Annotated in this window: 16 protein-coding genes and 1 pseudogene; 10 read left to right on the plus strand and 7 right to left on the minus strand. The window is 32.1% G+C overall.

Going from position 1 to position 19,605, the window contains the following annotated elements; translation table 11 throughout:
* Positions 1 to 94: 94 nt before the first annotated feature.
* A pseudogene (locus tag FLACHUCJ7_RS25645) lies at positions 95 to 238 on the plus strand (IS982 family transposase); the annotation flags it as partial.
* A 127-nt stretch (positions 239 to 365) separates the two neighbouring features.
* Here FLACHUCJ7_RS25645 and FLACHUCJ7_RS21190 read toward each other — a convergent pair.
* The gene (locus FLACHUCJ7_RS21190; RefSeq protein ID WP_180910351.1) at positions 366 to 2,138 is read right to left on the minus strand and encodes a tetratricopeptide repeat protein; all 1,773 of its coding nucleotides are present in this window, start codon (positions 2,136 to 2,138) and stop codon (positions 366 to 368) included.
* A 477-nt stretch (positions 2,139 to 2,615) separates the two neighbouring features.
* Here FLACHUCJ7_RS21190 and FLACHUCJ7_RS21195 point away from each other — a divergent pair, with 477 nt between their 5' ends.
* The 8 genes from FLACHUCJ7_RS21195 (at position 2,616) to FLACHUCJ7_RS21230 (ending at position 11,886) form a co-directional block, all read left to right on the plus strand.
* Complete coding sequence (locus FLACHUCJ7_RS21195) at positions 2,616 to 5,111, plus strand: DUF2339 domain-containing protein (RefSeq protein WP_180910352.1); 2,496 nt, start codon at positions 2,616 to 2,618, stop codon at positions 5,109 to 5,111.
* On the plus strand, positions 5,065 to 6,324 hold the full coding sequence (locus FLACHUCJ7_RS21200) for a hypothetical protein (RefSeq protein WP_123921938.1): 1,260 nt from the start codon (positions 5,065 to 5,067) through the stop codon (positions 6,322 to 6,324). Before FLACHUCJ7_RS21195 ends, FLACHUCJ7_RS21200 begins: the two co-directional genes overlap by 47 nt.
* Before the next feature lie 216 nt (positions 6,325 to 6,540).
* Positions 6,541 to 7,308, plus strand: a complete 768-nt coding sequence (locus tag FLACHUCJ7_RS21205; RefSeq protein WP_031455881.1) for a ParA family protein — start codon at positions 6,541 to 6,543, stop codon at positions 7,306 to 7,308.
* A 5-nt stretch (positions 7,309 to 7,313) separates the two neighbouring features.
* The gene (locus tag FLACHUCJ7_RS21210) at positions 7,314 to 8,216 is read left to right on the plus strand and encodes a ParB/RepB/Spo0J family partition protein (RefSeq protein ID WP_031455882.1); all 903 of its coding nucleotides are present in this window, start codon (positions 7,314 to 7,316) and stop codon (positions 8,214 to 8,216) included.
* Positions 8,216 to 8,782 (plus strand): DUF5683 domain-containing protein, encoded by a 567-nt coding sequence (locus FLACHUCJ7_RS21215; RefSeq protein ID WP_078225867.1) that lies wholly within the window; start codon positions 8,216 to 8,218, stop codon positions 8,780 to 8,782. The genes FLACHUCJ7_RS21210 and FLACHUCJ7_RS21215 overlap by 1 nt, the downstream gene beginning before the upstream one ends.
* Before the next feature lie 43 nt (positions 8,783 to 8,825).
* Positions 8,826 to 9,533 carry a 4-hydroxy-tetrahydrodipicolinate reductase gene (gene dapB / locus FLACHUCJ7_RS21220; protein WP_180910353.1) on the plus strand — a complete coding sequence of 236 codons (708 nt, stop codon included), beginning with the start codon at positions 8,826 to 8,828 and terminating at the stop codon, positions 9,531 to 9,533.
* A gap of 47 nt (positions 9,534 to 9,580) precedes the next feature.
* Complete coding sequence (lepB, locus tag FLACHUCJ7_RS21225) at positions 9,581 to 11,143, plus strand: signal peptidase I (protein WP_180910354.1); 1,563 nt, start codon at positions 9,581 to 9,583, stop codon at positions 11,141 to 11,143.
* Positions 11,144 to 11,265: 122 nt separating this feature from the next.
* Complete coding sequence (locus FLACHUCJ7_RS21230; protein WP_078225864.1) at positions 11,266 to 11,886, plus strand: WbqC family protein; 621 nt, start codon at positions 11,266 to 11,268, stop codon at positions 11,884 to 11,886.
* 68 nt (positions 11,887 to 11,954) lie between these two features.
* Here FLACHUCJ7_RS21230 and FLACHUCJ7_RS21235 read toward each other — a convergent pair whose 3' ends face one another.
* The 6 genes from FLACHUCJ7_RS21235 to FLACHUCJ7_RS21260 form a co-directional block, all read right to left on the minus strand.
* Positions 11,955 to 13,001, minus strand: coding sequence for an endonuclease/exonuclease/phosphatase family protein (locus FLACHUCJ7_RS21235; protein ID WP_180910355.1), 1,047 nt, complete (start codon positions 12,999 to 13,001; stop codon positions 11,955 to 11,957).
* A 16-nt stretch (positions 13,002 to 13,017) separates the two neighbouring features.
* Positions 13,018 to 13,881, minus strand: a complete 864-nt coding sequence (locus FLACHUCJ7_RS21240) for a rhomboid family protein (protein WP_180910356.1) — start codon at positions 13,879 to 13,881, stop codon at positions 13,018 to 13,020.
* A 45-nt stretch (positions 13,882 to 13,926) separates the two neighbouring features.
* Positions 13,927 to 14,739, minus strand: a complete 813-nt coding sequence (locus tag FLACHUCJ7_RS21245) for a rhomboid family intramembrane serine protease (RefSeq protein ID WP_078225861.1) — start codon at positions 14,737 to 14,739, stop codon at positions 13,927 to 13,929.
* A complete protein-coding gene (mutL, locus tag FLACHUCJ7_RS21250) occupies positions 14,736 to 16,649 on the minus strand; it encodes a DNA mismatch repair endonuclease MutL (RefSeq protein ID WP_180910357.1) in 1,914 nt (637 codons plus the stop codon). Before mutL ends, FLACHUCJ7_RS21245 begins: the two co-directional genes overlap by 4 nt.
* Before the next feature lie 174 nt (positions 16,650 to 16,823).
* Positions 16,824 to 17,396 (minus strand): 6,7-dimethyl-8-ribityllumazine synthase, encoded by a 573-nt coding sequence (gene ribH, locus FLACHUCJ7_RS21255; RefSeq protein ID WP_078225859.1) that lies wholly within the window; start codon positions 17,394 to 17,396, stop codon positions 16,824 to 16,826.
* Positions 17,397 to 17,479: 83 nt separating this feature from the next.
* Positions 17,480 to 18,259 (minus strand): tetratricopeptide repeat protein, encoded by a 780-nt coding sequence (locus FLACHUCJ7_RS21260; protein ID WP_031455892.1) that lies wholly within the window; start codon positions 18,257 to 18,259, stop codon positions 17,480 to 17,482.
* Positions 18,260 to 18,500: 241 nt separating this feature from the next.
* Between FLACHUCJ7_RS21260 and recF the strand changes: the two genes are divergently transcribed.
* On the plus strand, positions 18,501 to 19,580 hold the full coding sequence (gene recF, locus FLACHUCJ7_RS21265; RefSeq protein WP_180910358.1) for a DNA replication/repair protein RecF: 1,080 nt from the start codon (positions 18,501 to 18,503) through the stop codon (positions 19,578 to 19,580).
* Positions 19,581 to 19,605: the final 25 nt, after the last annotated feature.

A 19,605-nucleotide genomic window follows, 5' to 3' on the forward strand; every position in this document is an offset into this window, starting at 1 on the left:
AAACATTATGGCTCTTATGGATATACTCACTCACATAAAAATAATAAGAAAAAAAACGAAGCAGAGCTTCGGGGAATTAAACCCTTAGAGATTAAAAATGAGAAAAAGGGTAGAAACAACAATTAGCGATATCAAAAAACTTTTCCCAAGAACAATACACGCTGTGACACTCGATGGGTTTATTATAAAGCTTACACTGTTTGTATTCGCACTACAATTAAACAAATCAATTAACTAGCAACTTGAATTAATTAGATAATTTTCAATACAATTTGATTATTTTCTACAAACCTAATCCTGCAGATTATACTTTTATAAAAAGTACAAATGTATTAGCTATTTTTAGGTTTTGAGGTTTTTTGAAGTTACTTCAATATTTTCTGGAGTAACTCTTTATGTCTTTTTGTATAAAAATATCCTTCTTTTTCAAGTTTTCCAATGCCTTTGTAGCCTTCTTTTAATTTGGGTTCTACCGTTTTTGCCTTGCTAATCGTTTTTTCACTTCCAACTTTATCATTAAGCAAATACTGAACGGTAAACAAGCCTATAAGCTGATCAATTTCCGGTTTATAGGTTACTGCTTCCTTAAAATATTTAAGAGAAGCCTCCAATTGATCATCTTCCATATAACAATACCCAATATTAGAAAAAACATCTGCATGCTGTTTCTTTTCATTGGCTGAATAGTTTTTCACTATATCTAAGTAATCATACAATGCATTTTGATACTCTCCTACAATTTGTCTACTTACCCCTCTTTTAAACAATAATCCATAATCCTTACTTTCCGGTGTACTCAATCGTATGGCTTTAGTAGTATACAAAATTGTATTATTATAATCCATAGCATCAAAATATAAAGAAGCTAAAAATGCATTATTTGAGTAATCTCCCGGCTCCAAATCAATTGCAATTATAACAGATTCTATTGCCTTTTTAAAATCTTTTTGTACATCATAAATTATGGCACTATTTATATAGGCTTGTGTCAGGGAAGGATTAACTTCTATTGCCTTAGCATACATTTCTAATGCAAGGTCATATTTTTTGTATTTTTTATAATGATTACCGAAATTATAATAATTATTAGCATTTTTATTATCTGTAATTAAAGCTTTTTGATAGTAGTAAAATGCACTGTCTTTCTTTAATTCATTATTGCTATATATATTTGCTAAATTACCATAAGCTCCTGATAGGTTATCCTTTAACTGAATGCATTTTTTATACATCTTTATTGCCATCCCTATCTGGTTATCGTGTTCATACATAACGCCCATGTCTAAAAGGATATCGGTATCTGCAGGATTAATTTCATAGGCGCGCTTCAGTTCTGTGTTGGCTTTCTCAGGCTGCTTCAAAGAATTGTATATTTGAGCTTTTTTAAAATATAATTCAGCATTATCAGGATTATTCATCAATCCTGTTTCAATAACTTTTAATGCCTCTTCTTTTCTGTTAAGCTTTATCAAAGACTCTGATTTGTTAAAAAAATAACTATAATACGGTTTCTGAGCAATCGCTTTATCAAAATAAAGTATTGCTTCATTGTCATTACCTAATTGGTTATAACAGCTTCCAACATAAAATAATGCATCATTATAATTACCATTTTCTTTTTCTCCTTTTTCCAGATATTCTTTTAAATAAACAATAGCACTTTCCCATTTATGCAATTTAAAATAAGTATAACCAAGGTTATAATGCGTATTGTTATTTGAGTCCGAAACTTCTAATAACAAAGTTTTATGATACAAAGGTAATGCCTCTTCAAATTTCCCAATGTCAGAATAGCAGTTGGCTTTCATAAGATAAAAGTCAACCAAATCACCGGTACAAAACTGCAAGGCTTTTTCACAAATCTCTATTGCCTTAGGCTGTTGTCCTGATTTTGCATAAATCAAAGCAATGTTATAATAGGCTGTATTATTAGTATTATCCAATTTCAAAACCCTGTCATATTCTATCATTGCCAAATCTGACTTACCTTCTACCTGATAATCATATCCTTTGGTCAGATAATCATTTATTAATAAATCTCCTTCCCTTTGCTTTGGCTGAGAATAGATTGACAGTCCAATAAAAAATAGAAGAAAAAAACATCGGTTTTGATGTAAAATGAAGTTAATCAGTTTCATAAAATAAATTTAGCTTTGGTGTATTAATAATTCGAGAATAGCCTAAAAATTGGTTGTTGAATGAACTCTTCAAATTAAATTTTGGCTTTAACTTCCTCTAACTATAAGAAGATTTGTAATTGAAAATATTATATTAGAATTTGGCTAAACATATACAATTAAAAATAAAATGAATAATCATATGTGTCTAATTATTAAAATAATTCCTGCAAATATACAGCATGAGCAGGCAATTTTCTCACAAGATCTTTAATAAATTTAAATCAAATCTTATTTATCTATAAAACACACAATTAACATGATTTAAATAAAAAAAATCACATAATGTATTCCGCTTTTTGTAGAGATATTTTTCTTTTACACCAAAAAAGTTTCCAGTATTAATAAATGTAAATCCAAAAAGTAAAAAATTAAAAAACTGTTATCGCATTAAAATGTTATTATATTTACCAATTAGAAACATTTATTTACAACTATATGGAGGTTTTTCTTTTAGCAGGATTATTTGGTATTCTTATTTACATTCTTAATACAATTAAAAGTCGCTTTGATAATCTAGAAAATGATATTCAAAAGCTTAGCAAAAAAATCGATCTTTTAAAAACAGCTGAAAAACCTATTGAAAAACCGATATCCGCTTCTGTTGTTATTCCAAAAGAAGAAATCAAATTCGAAGAAAATGTAGAAATTAAAGAGGCGCCAATTCCTGCAATAAAAGAAAAAACATCAGAATTTAAGCCTGCACAAATAGATCTTTCTATGGAGGCGAAACCGCGCCTTACTAATCAGGAAGCAATTAAAAAACCTATTACTCCTATTGAACCAAAAAAATCATTTTGGGAAAATTTCAAAGAACAAAATCCGGACTTAGAGAAATTTATTGGTGAAAATCTGATCAACAAAATTGGTGTTTTAATTCTGGTTTTAGGAATCAGTTATTTTGTAAAGTATGCGATTGATAAGGATTGGATCAACGAACCTGCGCGTGTTGGAATTGGCGTATTATGTGGTGTCTTAGTAATGGGAATTGCACATAAATTACGTAAAAATTACGCTGCTTTCAGTTCGGTAATTGTAGCCGGGGCTATTGCGATTTTCTATTTTACAATCGGAATTGCTTTTCATGATTATCATTTGTTTAATCAATCCATTGCTTTTAGCATAATGGTTGTCATCACAGCTTTTAGTGCTTTAATATCATTATCTTACAATAGAATAGAGCTTGCTGTACTTTCTTTAATTGGTGGCTTTGCAGTTCCTTTTATGGTTAGTGCCGGAGAAGGAAATTACATCGTGCTCTTTAGTTATATTACTATTCTAAACATTGGAATTTTAGCCATTGCCTATTACAAAAAATGGAATCTTGTTAACATGCTCACCTATATTTTTACGGTTTTACTTTATGGAGGATGGCTCGCCGATGACTTGACAGGTGAAAAACCACATTACCTTGGCGCTTTACTGTTTGGATTTGCCTTCTATTTTATTTTTATCCTAATGAATATCATTAACAATATAAGAACAAAAGGAGAATTCTCTAAAACTCAATTGACTATTTTAGCAAGCAACACCTTCTTGTTTTATGCAGCTGGAATGGCAATTTTATCAAATTTTCATCCTGAATTAAGAGGTTTGTTTACTACCGCAATTGCATTGTTAAATTTGACTTATGCCTTGTTTTTATACAAAAAATTCGGATTGGACAAAAAAGCAGTTTACTTGCTTATTGGATTAACACTGACTTTTATAACACTGGCAATCCCTATTCAGTTTGAAGGCAATTATATTACACTATTCTGGGCTGCAGAAGCTGTTTTATTGTTGTGGCTTTCTCAAAAATCAAAAATTTCAAGTTATCGATTTGGCTCTGTAATCGATCATATCTTAATGATTATTAGCCTGATAATGGACTGGGATTTATTTTACAGCAATGATTTACCTTTAAAAATTATAATTAATCCAATATTTATAACAGGCGTTTTTGCTTTCTCATCGCTATTTGCAATTTGGTTTTTATTGAAAAATGAAACCGAAACCATTACATTTTTGAATATCACTTTCAATCCTGAAAAGTATAAAAAGTACGTTTTGATTATAGGGCTTTCTATATTGTATTTAACAGGTTTACTCGAAATTATTTACCAGTCAAATACTCATATTGAAAATATTAATAGCGCCATTGCATTACCTGTTCTTTATCATTTATTGTTCTGCGTCATGTTAAGTTCTGCTTTAATTAAAAGCAAAACGAATGAAGGATCTCAGCTGGCTATCATAATTGCTGTTACAAATATTGTTTTGTTTACTTTCGGTTTTTCAAATTATGCTTTTTTCGAACATACGGATATCATTCGTACAGGGAAGGGTCAGCCAATAGCATTTTATCTTCATTATATTTCATTAGCAATAATCGTATATTCCGGCTATCAATTGTTCCAGATTCAAAACAGGAACAATTTCAGTTTTTTCAAAAATCGTTATTTTGTCTGGGTCGCAGCGTTCTTTATTATTTATATTGCAAGTTCAGAAGTCATGCTTCATGGTCTTGTATTGATGAATTCACCAGTCACATTACAAGACATACAAACCAGCACAATGTATGCAAGTTACAAATCTGAAATCCCTTACCTTCGTGAATTGATAGCAGAAGATGTTATTGGATTGGCGAGAACTAAAATAATAAAAACCGGCTTCCCAATACTGTGGGGAATTCTGGCTTTTGCATTTTTAATTATCGGAATAAAAAAGCAAGTCAAAACAATTCGAATTATTGCGCTAAGTTTACTTGGATTAACAATCTTGAAATTATTTTCATACGACATCAGCAACATTTCTGAAACCGGAAAAATCATATCCTTTATTCTTTTAGGAATCTTAATTTTGATAATTTCTTTCGTTTATCAAAAAATAAAAGTGCTTGTTATTGATGAAACCAAACCTAATGAAACTGATGAAACTGATGAAATTAAATAATTTTTTTATACTCTTATTCCTGACTAACTTTTCGTTTGGTCAATTTCAAATTACCGGAAAAATAAAAGAAGTCAAAGAAAATGGTTTACATGAAATTGTTTTGTCACCAGAAATCCGTTCACATTCTAAACAAGAATTAAGCGATATCAGAATTTTTAATTCTAAAGGAAATGAAATTCCATATTTCATAAAAAGTAATTCTGAAGCTTTATTAAATACATTTGAAGAATATAATATTGTTTCAAAAACAGTGTCCCCTAAGAAAAGTACTTCGATTGTTGTTGCTATTCCATTAACCAAAAACAACAATCAGCTTTCTCTGTTTATTGCTAATGCCGATGTTGAAAAAAAGTATTCTATATCCGGCAGCAGCGATCAGAAAGAATGGTTTGGAATATCAAATTCACAAGTTTTATATGACTTAAACAGTTCGACAGAAGCAAGTGTAGTAAAAACTATTTCCTATCCGTTAAGCACTTATAAATATTTAAAAATTGATTTTGATGATCAAAAAACACTTCCAATTAATATTTTAAAAGTGGGGAATTTTAACACGCAACTTCAAAAAAACACATTACAGGAAATTAAACCCAAAAAATCGTCAACATCTGAAATTTCATCTGAAAAAGAAACTCAAATCCATGTTGTTTTTGACGGACCACAAGTAATCAACCAGATTACTTGTGACATTACAGGACCAACCTATTATAAACGTAAAGCAATTATTTACAAAAAAGTAACTATTCAAAATAAACGAAAATCGCAAATAGCAGATGAAGAAATTGTTTCATTAGAATTAAATTCAAATACTAAAAACAGTTTTGAAATTCCCGAAATATTCGAAAAAGAATTCTACATCAAAATAGAAAATCACGATAATCTTCCTTTGTCTGTTTCGACAATAAAATACAGTCAAAAACCAATTTCAATTATTGCCGATTTGAATGCAAACGAAAAATACAGCATAAAAACAGGCGATAATAAGCTGACTGAACCTGATTATGATCTTTCTGATTTTAAAAATAATATTAAAGGAATTTTACCTCAAACATATATCTACAATATTCAGCAAAATTCAACAGCGAAAAATAAAACGGAGCATACATCTTTTTGGCAGCAAGGTTGGTTTATGTGGCTCTGTATTTTGTTTGGCGGAATTACGATTTTATTTTTCACAACAAGTCTTATAAAAGATCTGAAAGAAAAAAAATAGACTAAATTTTAAATTTTAGTTTTAAAAAACAATTTCTTCCCCTGTTTGTTTGATATTTGATATAACAAACAGAAAGAAATTTCGTAATACCTAAAAAATAAATCCAATCAAACTCCCACCAAACAAAGGCTAAAGAATGTTTAGCAAATGTTAACAAAATAGATTTTCAAAAACCATAAATAATTGTATTTTTACGGTTCAAAATTCAGAAAATAAATGGGCAAAATCATTGCGATTGCTAATCAAAAAGGAGGCGTTGGAAAGACTACTACATCAGTAAATCTTGCTGCCTCATTAGGTGTTTTAGAGAAAAAAGTATTATTGATCGACGCTGATCCTCAGGCCAATGCTACATCTGGCCTTGGAATTGACGTAGAATCAGTTGAAATTGGAACTTATCAAATTCTTGAACACACTGTAACACCAAAGGAAGCCATTTTAAAATGTACGGCTCCAAATGTTGACGTGATACCGGCTCACATTGACCTTGTTGCTATCGAAATTGAATTGGTTGACAAAGAAAACCGTGAGTACATGCTTAAAAAAGCATTAGAAGAGGCTAAAGAAGAATATGATTTTATTATCATCGACTGCGCACCTTCTTTAGGATTACTGACACTAAATGCCTTAACAGCGGCGGATTCAGTGGTTATTCCTATTCAATGCGAATATTTTGCACTCGAAGGATTAGGAAAACTTTTGAACACCATAAAAAGTATTCAAAAAATCCACAACCCTGATTTAGACATTGAAGGGCTATTACTAACCATGTACGATTCGAGATTACGTTTATCAAATCAGGTTGTTGAAGAGGTTCAAAAACACTTTAATGATATGGTTTTTGAAACCGTAATTCAAAGAAATGTAAAATTAAGTGAAGCACCGAGTTTTGGTGAAAGTATCATTAATTATGATGCTACCAGTAAAGGAGCTGTGAATTACATTAATTTAGCTCAGGAAATTATAAAGAAAAACAGCAAATAGTTTTTATGACAAAAGCAATTAAAAAACAAGCCTTAGGAAGAGGATTATCAGCATTATTAAAAGATCCGGAAAACGATATTACATCAGTAGAAGATAAAAATGCTGACAAGGTAGTTGGAAACATCATTGAGCTTGAAATTAGTGCTATCGAAATAAATCCGTTTCAGCCCAGAAGTAATTTCAATGAGGAATCATTACGCGAATTAGCCACTTCTATTAAAGAACTTGGTGTGATTCAACCTATTACTGTTCGAAAATTAGATTTCAACAAATACCAGTTAATTTCCGGAGAGCGCCGTTTACGTGCTTCTACTCTGGTTGGTTTAACCCACGTTCCGGCTTACATCCGTATTGCTAATGATAATGAATCATTGGTAATGGCTTTGGTTGAAAACATACAGCGTCATGACTTAGATCCTATCGAAATTGCGCTTTCATATCAGCGTTTGATTGATGAAATTCAGTTAACACAGGAGCAAATGAGTGAACGTGTAGGAAAAAAGCGTTCTACTATTGCCAATTATTTACGCCTTTTAAAATTAGATCCGATTATACAAACCGGTATTCGTGATGGTTTTATCAGTATGGGTCACGGAAGAGCTATTATTAATATAGAGGATTTAGACGTTCAAACAGATATTTATCAAAAAATTGTAAGTCAGAATTTATCTGTTCGCGAAACTGAAGCTTTAGTTAAAAATTATCATGAAGGGCAGCAACCAAAAGCAGAAGGAAAACCAAAATCTGACGCTGCTTTTGTAGTCAGAGAAACACAAAAAAACAGCTTTAATGATTATTTTGGCTCAAAAGTTGATATAAAAGTTGCCGGAAATGGAAAAGGAAAAATTACGATTCCGTTTAACTCAGAAGCCGACTTTAACAGAATTATAAAACTAATAAACGGATAGTGAATAAAATTGTCCCCATAGGCCTATTGTTCTTTCTCTTAGGAACCGTCTCTCTTTTTGCACAAACAAAAGAAGAAACGGTTTTAGTCGCTAAAGACACTACCAAATTGCAGGAAATAGATCCCCTTACACCGGCAAAAGCAGCCTTTTATTCGGCAATTTTGCCCGGTTTAGGACAGGCATACAATAAAAAATACTGGAAAATCCCTTTGGTTTATGGTGCAATTGGTGCCAGTTTGTATTTTTATATTGACAATAACAAAAAATACCATCAGTATCGTGACGAATACAAACGAAGACTTGAAGGATATAGCGCAGAAAGTGGTGATTTTGATTACCTGAGCGATGACAGACTTATTGCCGGTCAAAAATTTTACCAGCGTAATCGTGATTTATCCGCTTTATTTGTTGTTGGATTTTACGTCTTAAACATCATTGACGCAAATGTTGATGCTGCTTTGATTCAATTTAACGTCAACGAAAGACTATCTCTTCGTCCGGAAATTTATCCCTCGGATGTAACTTTTAAACCAAATGTTGGACTAACTTTTAATTACAACTTTTAAATAGCTTTTTTACCTCTATTTAAATTTAAAAATATACAAAAAAATGAAAATTGCACTTTTAGGATACGGAAAAATGGGTCAGGTAATCGAAAGGATTGCTCTGGAAAGAGGTCATGAAATTGTCTTAAAAAAAGATGAATTCAATACATATGACGGACTTTCAACAGCAGATGTCGCCATAGATTTCAGTGTTCCTACTGCAGCCGTTTCTAATATTTCAAGTTGCTTTCATGCAAATGTACCGGTAGTTTCAGGAACAACTGGCTGGCTGGAACATTATGATGAAATGGAAGCACTATGCAAAGAAAAACAAGGTGGTTTTATTTCGAGTTCAAACTTTAGTCTGGGAGTAAACATCTTCTTTGAGTTAAATGAATATTTAGCCAAAATCATGGCTCAATTTGACTCTTATAAAGTATCAATGGAAGAAATTCACCATACCCAAAAATTAGATGCACCAAGCGGAACTGCAATTTCTTTGGCAAAAGGAGTGATTGAAAACAGCGCTTACGCAAAATGGACAATGGAAAGTCCAAAACCGGAAGAAATTTACATCGAATCCAAAAGAATTGGTGATGTTCCCGGAACTCACACAGTAACTTATGATTCAAGCGTTGACAGCATCGAGTTAAAACATACTGCACACAATCGTGAAGGCTTTGCTTTAGGAGCTGTTATTGCTGCTGAATGGTTAGCAGGTAAAAAAGGAATCTACACAATGAAAGACGTTTTAAATCTGGAATCTAAATAAAATCCAAAAAATAATATTCTGAAATTTCAGAACTAAAATATAAAACTATGACACTTTATCTTTGGTTTGTTTTTTTCTTAGCCGTACAAATAATTCATTTTCTGGGAACCTGGAAATTATATCAGGCCGCAGGCCGAAAATCCTGGGAAGCAGCGATCCCTGTTTATAATTCGATTGTTTTAATGAAAATCATAAGCCGACCTACATGGTGGACACTACTGCTTTTCATCCCGATTATTAATCTGATTATGTTTCCGGTTGTTTGGGTAGAAACACTGAGAACTTTTGGCAAAAAAACAACTTTAGATACTATTTTAGGAATTTTTACTTTAGGATTTTATGTTTATTATGTAAACTATACTCAAAAACCAGAGTACAATGCCAATAGAAAATTAACACCCGAAAACAGAACAGCAGACACAGTTAGTTCACTCCTTTTCGCTATAATTGTAGCAACATTAGTTCACACATATGTGGTACAGCCTTTTACAATTCCAACCTCTTCCTTAGAGAAATCACTGCTAATTGGAGACTTTTTATTCGTAAGTAAAGTAAACTATGGCCCAAGAGTTCCTATGACCACGATTGCATTACCAATGGTACACGACTCTATTCCGTTAACTAAGAGAAAATCATATCTAAGCTGGCCACAATTACCTTATTTTAGATTGCCTGCTTTAGAAAAAATAAAACGAAATGACATTGTTGTTTTCAACTGGCCGGTTGATACAGTGCATTACTTCTTTGAACCAAAAGGAAGACCCGGTGTAATAAAACCAATTGATAAAAAATCAAATTATGTAAAACGTTGCGTTGGTATCCCAGGTGATAGTTTATCCATAAAAGACGGTTTTGTATACATAAATAATAAAAAGCTAATTCTTCCTGAAAGAGCAAAACCACAATATTCTTATGCAGTAGCATTAGACGGTAAAACACCAATTGATTTCGAATCTCTTTTAAAAGAACTTAATGTCAACCTTGTTGATGTTTTAGGATTCAGAGATCAAACAAAAAGAGACACTTTATATTTTGCTGCTTTAACAGAAGTAAATGCTGAACGTTTGAAAAATACTCCCGGCGTTACCAATGTTAAAAGGCAAATTTCTAAAGGAAATGAAAATGCAATTTTCCCGCATATCAACAAATGGAATCAGGATAATTTTGGTCCAATATACATTCCGGAAGCTGGAAAAACAGTTGCTTTAACAAATGAATCGTTACCATTTTACAAAGACATCATAACTACTTATGAAGGCAATACGCTGCAATTAGATGGAGCACATTTTTTAATCAACGGTAAACCGGCTACTACATATACCTTCAAACAAAACTACTATTGGATGATGGGTGATAACCGTCATAACTCAGAAGATAGCCGTTATTGGGGATATGTTCCCGAAAATCACATTGTAGGGAAACCTGTTTTTATCTGGATGAGTTGGGACACCAACGGAAAAGGTATTAATAAAATTCGCTGGGACAGGGTTTTCACCACTGTTGATGGCGAAGGGCAGCCACAATCCTATTTCAAATATTTTCTGATTGCATTAGCCGTATTTTTTATTGGAGAGTATTTTTGGAAAAAAAGACAAGAGAAAAAAGCATAAATAAAAAAGTTATTTTTGTTTTCTTCGCCTGTTCGAGCAAGCTCTTGAGTAAGGTTTCAAGTTTCAGGTTCGCAAACAACTTGAAACTTGAAACCTGAAACTTTTAACCTAAAATTAAAGAAATGAATTCCTTATTACTTCCTACCTATTTTCCATCGATAAGCCATTTTGCAGTTATGGTTCAATCTGAAAATATCACTTTTGAAATGGAAGATAATTTTCAGAAACAGACTAATAGGAACCGCACCTATATCTACAGTCCAAACGGAATTCAACTTTTAAATATTCCTGTTAAACATTCTAAAACGGCACATCAAAAAACGAAAGATGTTCTAATTGAGAATGAATTTGACTGGCAGAAACAGCATTTCAAATCTTTGGAAGCCGCCTACAGAAGCTCTCCTTTTTTTGAATTTTTTGAAGACGATATTCTTCCTGTATTCGAAAAAAAACACATGTATCTTATGGATTTAAATCTGGAAGTGCTGGATATAGTGACCAAATGTTTACGTATGAAATTGGGGTTTGGTAAAACAACCGAATATTTTCATGAAACAGAAAATATGCTTGATTTCAGATATTTAGCAAATGGAAAGAAAGATACCAATTCATTCGAAAAATACCCTCAGGTTTTTGACGAAAAACATGGTTTTATTAATAACCTAAGCGTTTTGGATTTACTATTCAATGAAGGTAAATTTGCAATGGATTATTTAAAAGCACAGAAATTAGAAGTAAAATAATAGGGTAATCTACGTTTTGGATTTTTTTATTGGAATTTGGAGCATTAAAAATTGAAATTTATTATTAATTATTCCATCGAAATCCTTGTCATTATTGGATAATGATCAGAATTTTCAAAATCAGAAAAGCTCTCAAACTGTTTTACTTTCATTTTTGGATCTGTAAAAATATAATCAATTCTAGCGGGATAGTAGCGAAATTTATATGTCGCTCCAAAACCTTCCCCAGCTTCTTCAAAAGTATCTTTTAGCTTTCCTTTAATGTTTCTGTAAACATACGAAAATGGACTATTATTCATGTCTCCACATATAACAATAGGATTTTTACACTGTTTAATATTTTCTTTAAATATTTCTGCCTGCTCCTGCTGCTGTCTAAATCCCGCACTGATTCTGCTATAAATTTGTTGTGATTTACGTTGGTTTACATTATCAATGTCATTCGAAATCTTATCAACATCAGGTGATATTTTAATTGACTGCAAGTGCATGTTATAAACACGAATAACATCTTTCCCTCGTTTTATATCAGCATAAACTACATTATTATCTGATTTAGGAAAAACAATGTTTCCTTCATTTATAATTGGGAATTTTGAAAAAATAGCCTGCCCTGTTTTTATTTGATTCCCGTCAATAAAAATATAACGGTGCGGATACACTTTTAAATCAAGGTGAGCTGAATTTGAATATTCCTGAATGCACAAAATATCAGGGTCTTTTTCATCAATAAAAGCTTTAATATTTGAAGGGATATCATCACGATCCAACCATTTAAAAACATTAAAAAGACGCACATTATAACTCATTACAGAAAAATCTTTTTCATCTTCTACATATTCCTTACCAGAAATTTTATAGAATTTACTGATAAATGTAATTCCTGTCAACAACACCAAACCAGACAAAATAAGGCGTTTTTTAAACTGAATTGCCCAATACACGAAGAAGAAGCCATTTAAAACAAAAAAAGCCGGCATAAACAGCGTAAGCACCGATAAAAGCGGAAAACTTTTAGGTGCTAAAAAAGGCAAAATATAGACACTAAATGTAACAATAGTTAGTACTATATTTAAAAAGAACATTATTTTATTAAACCACGAAAGGTTATTCATAATTATCTTGCTAAAATTATTTTCCAGCTTTAAATAAAAACTCTTTTTCTTCTTTTGTTAGACAATCATAACCAGATTGGCTAATTTTATCTAAAATCTCATCTATTTGCTGTTGTGTTTTGTCTTTTGTAACAATCCTTGAAGTAACTTTTTCTGTAGGTTTTTGATAATTTTTATGAACTTTTTTAAATGGGGTCGAAGGTGATTTCCTTAATAAGTTAACAAAAAAATCTATTATTCTGGAAACAATAATACTTAAATCTGTTCCGTTTTGAAGTAGTTTAATGTAAATAAAACCAAAAAAGGCCCCGGCTAAATGTGAGATATGTCCACCTGTATTATCCAAACGCAATTGCATAAGATCTAAAATAAGTATCACACCTGTAATATGCCATAATTTTACATTTCCAATCAATAACAAACGAACATTCATCAATGGCTGATACGTTGTTGCAGCAACAAGAATTGCCATAATTGCAGCGGAAGCCCCCACAATAGGAGCTGAAATATTCAAAAAGTAATAACTTAATGCAAATGTAATCCCTGCAAAAATGGCACTTAAAATATATAAGCCTAAGTATTGTTTTTGAGTAAAAAAAGTCAAAAACAACTGGCTCGCAAAATTCAATACCATCATATTAAACAATAAATGTAAAAATGAAGAATGAAAAAATGCATACGTTATAAATGTCCAGGGTCTGAATAAAAAAACCTGAGGATCAGACGACAATGCGAGCCAACTTGGATAAGCAAATCCGCCTTCGGAATATTGGTAAAAAAACACTAATGAAATTAAGAAACATGCAACATTCCAATAAATCAAACGTAGTGCAATACCACCTATTTTGTATTGTAATTTTAAATCATCCAGAATATTCATAAAAGATTCTTTTTGGTTTTATTATTAATTATTTAAAGTTAAAAATTAATTCCAACGATTGCCATTAAACTGATTTTTTTTCCAGTATAACATCATTAAATAACCTGTTAACGCTCCTCCAAGATGTGCAAAATGTGCGATTCCGGTGCTACCGCTTGCAAAAAAAGAACTTCCTTTCAATCCAAAAAACAAATCAATTGCTAAAATTACCGGAACAAAATACTTTGCTTTAACAGGAACGGGAATAAACATAAATCCAAGTTGGGCATTAGGAAACATAAATGCAAAAGCCGTCATTAAGCCGTAGGTAGCGCCAGATGCTCCTAAAACAGGTGACTGAACTATTGAACTTGCTTGTACCAAAGAATTAAATTGTTCCTGTGTACAGTTTGCCTTATCCAAAATAGTAGCAATTTGACCCGGTATCATTTTCCCATTTGCATCAAATAAAGACTGATAATCTGCATTTAAAATCAAATGAAGATCAGATTTAGACAAATTCAGATTGGTTACAGCATTTAAAATACTCTGTATCTCTAAATAATTCACTCCTGTATGAAGCAATGCAGCACCTAAACCGCAAGAAAGATAAAAAAACAAGAATTTTTTCCCTCCCCAAAAATGTTCTAATGCAGATCCAAAACTATACAATGCAAACATATTGAAGAGAATATGCGCAAAATTCGGCCATTGCGCATGCATAAACATGTGGGTGAAAATTTGCCAAATTTCGAAATTATTACTTTCCGGATAAAACAGTGGTAAATATCCATAAGAGACATTGACCAATTGAGATCCAATAAAAAAAAGAATATTAATAATAATCAGTTGTTTTACAACTGGAGTCATATTCATCATAAGGCAAACTTTTTATCTATATCTTCCACACGCATGGTGATGAAAGTAGGTTTTTGAAAAGGTGAAATATTAGGATCTTTACAGGCAAATAATCCGTTTACCAAATTATCCTGTTCTTTTTCGGTTAAATAAGATCCGGTTTTAACCGCTAAACTTTTGGCCATTGATTTGGCAATGGTATCATTTTGACTATAACTATTGGCTGGGATTCCATCTTGTAAATCACTTAATAATTGTTCGATTACTATAGAAACTTCACTTTCGGCAATATTTACCGGAATTCCTGAAATTACGATATGATCCGTTTGTGCTTCCTCAAAAACAAAACCTGTTGTTTCTAATGAAGGCTTTAACTCTTCAATCAATGTCATTTCATCTGAAGAATAAAACAAATTCAAGGGAAACAACAATTGCTGACTTGAAGCCTGATTTACTGTCATATTCAGTAAAAACTGTTCGTACAAAATACGCTGATGAGCGCGTTGCTGATCCACAATTACCATTCCTGATTTTATCGGCGAAACAATATATTTTTTATGTATCTGATATGTTTTTTGACTTGCCTGCTCTATTTCATCATCATTAAACAATGACGATGTTACTTCCTCATTTTCGAATGTAAAAGGCGAACTCTCAATACTTTCTACATTATCTAAATCCAACCCAACATATAAACTTTCCCAGCTTGCTGTTGGTTCTACTCTTTTAGAATATCCGGAATATGAATTTGACCCTGAACTAAAACCGGAACCCGAACCAGATCCTGAACCGGCTTTTGAATAATGCTGATTTGTTTTATCATCTGTAAAAGGATTAAAAGTTCCATCAACCTGAATCGTTGGCGTTTCTGCTTCCAAATCTTTATAATAGTATGGTGTGTCTAAATTCGAATCCCTGTCAAAATCTAAAACAGGGGCAACATTAAATTGTCCAAGACTATGTTTAATTGAGGCCCTTAAAATAGCATATAAAGCCTGTTCATCATCAAACTTAATTTCAGTTTTTGTTGGATGAATATTGATATCGATTGTGTTTGGCGGAACTTGCAGATATAAGAAATAACTTGGCTGAGAACCATCTTTCAAAAGTCCGTCATAAGCAGCCATAACTGCGTGATGTAAATAACCGCTTTTTATGAAACGATCGTTTACAAAAAAGAACTGCTCACCCTTGCTTTTCTTAGCAAATTCAGGCTTACAAACAAATCCCTGAACGTTTATAATTTCAGTATCTTCATTTACAGGAACTAACTTTTCATTGGTTTTCCCAGACATTATTCCAACAATACGCTGACGATAACCTGCAGCCGGCAAATTATACATTTCGCTTCCGTTATGATAAAAAGTAAAATGAATATTGGGATGCGCCAAAGCTACACGCTGAAATTCATCCATTACGTGACGAAACTCAACGGTATCCGACTTTAAGAAATTACGTCTGGCGGGAATATTAAAAAATAAATTTTTAACTGCAAAAGAAGTTCCTTTTGGCAAAACTGCTACTTCCTGCGAAATAAACTTGCTTCCTTCAATAACTATGTGTGTACCTAGTTCTTCCTGATCTTGCTTCGTTTTCATTTCCATATGCGCAATTGCCGCAATAGAGGCCAAAGCTTCACCACGAAAACCCTTAGTGCATAACGAAAATAAATCTTCGGCCTGACGTATTTTTGAGGTTGCATGACGCTCAAAACACAAACGAGCATCTGTAACACTCATACCCTTACCATTATCAATAACCTGAACTAATGACTTTCCGGCATCTTTGATAATAAGTTTAATGTCGGTTGCATCAGCATCAACAGCATTCTCCAACAATTCTTTTACGACTGAAGCAGGTCTTTGAACCACCTCTCCGGCAGCAATTTGATTAGCAACATGATCAGGAAGCAATTGAATAATACTTGACATTAAAATTTAAGATTGTAGATTAACGATTTAAGAATTTTGATTTAAAATCTAAACCAAGGTGTACAAATTTAAGAATTTTCTCTTGGCTTTTGGAATATGTGATGTCATAAAAAAAACAAAAAACCTATACTATTTGACACAGTATAGGTTTTAGTATTTTTAAAACAATTGTGTTTATTCTTTTTCTATTTTGATTGGAGTTTCTTCAATTTGAATTGCACCTGAAGACAACAAAGGCTGATTAAACGGATGTGAAATTGAAGCCTGCTGACGAATGTACGCCATTTTTATTGCAGCAATAGCAGCTTCAGTTCCTTTGTTTCCGTGAATCCCTCCACTTCTATCGATTGATTGTTGCATTGTATTGTCTGTCAAAACACAAAAAATAACCGGAATATCTGTTTGAACATTCAAGTCTTTGATTCCTTGTGTAACACCTTCGCATACAAAATCAAAATGTTTGGTTTGTCCCTGGATAACACAACCAATTACAATAACTGCATCAACATTTTGTGTTTGCAACATTTTTTTTGCCCCATAAATCAGTTCAAAACTTCCGGGAACATTCCAGCGGATAATTTGCTGTGCCGGAACCTCACAATCTGTCAATGCTTCGAAAGCACCATTATAAAGCCCTTCTGTTATAGTCTCGTTCCACTCAGAAACAACAATCCCAAATCGAAAGTCTTTCGCATTTGGGATTGTGTTTTTATCGTATTCTGATAAATTTTTATTTTCAGTAGCCATCTTTTATATTTAAGATTTTAGATTTTTAATTTAGATTGTAAAAATACAAATCTAAAAACTAAATCTGAACTCAAAAAATAAAATTATTGCGCTAATCCAATCAATACATCAACAGAAGCAGCTTCCGGAGTTGCATCAAAGTTTTCTTTAATATCTGTAAAGTATTTCAAGGCGTCTTCTTTTTGACCTAAAGCTAAAGCTGTTTTACCTGCTTTTAATAAAAAACGAGGTGTTGTAAAATCGTTTTTATTAGATTCTGCAGCTTTTACATAGTAGTCAAGAGCTTCTTTTTGTTGATTTTTTTGAGAATAAGCATCCCCAATTCCTCCAATTGCTAAAGCATTAACGATAGCCTCATCTGATTTGAATTCTCCTAAATATTTAATTGCATCATCAAATTTACCGATATTCAAAGAAGCCATACCCGCATAATAGTTTGCTAAGTTACCAGCATCTGTTCCAGAATATTCGTCAGCAATTTTAATAAATCCGAATTTACCTTCAGAACCATTTAAAGCTAATTTATACAATGAATCGCTTGCTACTCCTTCTGTTGCTTTTTTATAATTTTCCTGAGCAACAAACATTTCATTTGCAGCTTCATCTTGTTTAGGAGCTTCAATAAATTTTTGGTAAGCCAAATATCCAATTGTTACTACAGCAATACCGGCAACCAAACCAATAATGATTTTTTGATTTTTAGCCACCCAGTCCTCAGTTCTTGAAGCAGTTTCATCTAACTTTGAGAAAACACCGGCAGTTGTACTATCTTTTTCGTCAATAATTACCTCTTGTTCTTCATTAACTTCTTTTACTTCCTTCTCTTTTGGTGTCTTATATCCTCTTTTATTGTAAGTTGCCATTTAAAATTAATTTAGTGAACGGCAAAAATAAAATTTTTATTGAAATTGACGTCAAAAAAATCAATTTTATCACTATTTTAAAAAAAATAATTTCAACAATCATAACTCCTTTTAGTTCAGTTGCAAAATAAATCATTCGAAAAAGCCTCAAAAGCCTTTTATATCGATAATTTTCGATAATTTGCACCCTCGAATTCTTGGCTTTCCAAAACACCAAAATTCACCTTTAGAGTTCCTTAAAATGCATTTAAACAAAATTTCTCTATTCAATTATAAAAATTTCTCCGAAGTTAGTTTTGATTTCGACCACAAGATCAATTGTTTTGTTGGCAAAAACGGAATTGGCAAAACCAATGTACTCGATGCTATTTATCATTTGGCTTACGGAAAAAGCTATTTTAATCCGTTGGCTGTGCAAAACATCAAACATGGAGAAGAGTTTTTTGTGATTGATGCCGAAATAGAAAAAAATGACAGGACGGAGCAAATTGTCTGCAGTTTAAAAAAAGGGCAAAAAAAGGTTTTAAAAAGAAACGGCAAGGCTTATGATAAATTTTCGGACCACATTGGATTCATTCCGCTTGTGATTATTTCTCCGGCAGATCGTGATTTAATTGTAGAAGGCAGCGAAACACGACGTAAATTTATGGATAGTGTGATTTCGCAATTAGATTCTAATTATCTGCATCAGCTTATTCAGTATCAAAAAATAATTGTTCAGCGTAATGCTTTACTGAAATATTTTGCACTGAATCATGTTTTTGATAATGACACCTTATCTATATATAATGAACAACTGAATAGTTTTGGACAGTCTATTTTTGAAAAACGAAAAGATTTTCTGGAACAATTTATACCTATATTTAATACACACCATCAAGCTATAACAGGATCCGAAGAATCAGTTCAATTGGTTTATGAAAGTCATTTGTTTGACAAAGATCTCCTGATTCTTTTACAGGAAAATATCAATAAGGATCGTGCGCTGCACTACACAAGTGTTGGTATCCACAAAGATGATTTATCATTTGAAATCGATTCACATCCAATAAAAAAATTCGGATCTCAAGGCCAGCAAAAATCATTTTTGATTGCTTTGAAACTGGCACAATTCGAGTTTCTTAAAAAACAAAGCGGCGTAAAACCATTGTTACTTTTTGATGATATTTTTGATAAATTAGATGAAAGCCGTGTCGCCAAAATAATAGAAATGGTTAACAGCGAAACTTTTGGCCAGCTTTTTATTTCAGATACACATCCGGAACGTACCGAAAAAATTGTCAAATCGACACATCAGAGTTATAAAATATTTAATTTGTAATTTTATAAAGAATTCAAAAGTTAAA

Source organism: Flavobacterium salmonis (assembly GCF_903819435.1).
In the GTDB taxonomy this organism is placed as follows: Bacteria; Bacteroidota; Bacteroidia; order Flavobacteriales; family Flavobacteriaceae; genus Flavobacterium; species Flavobacterium chungangense.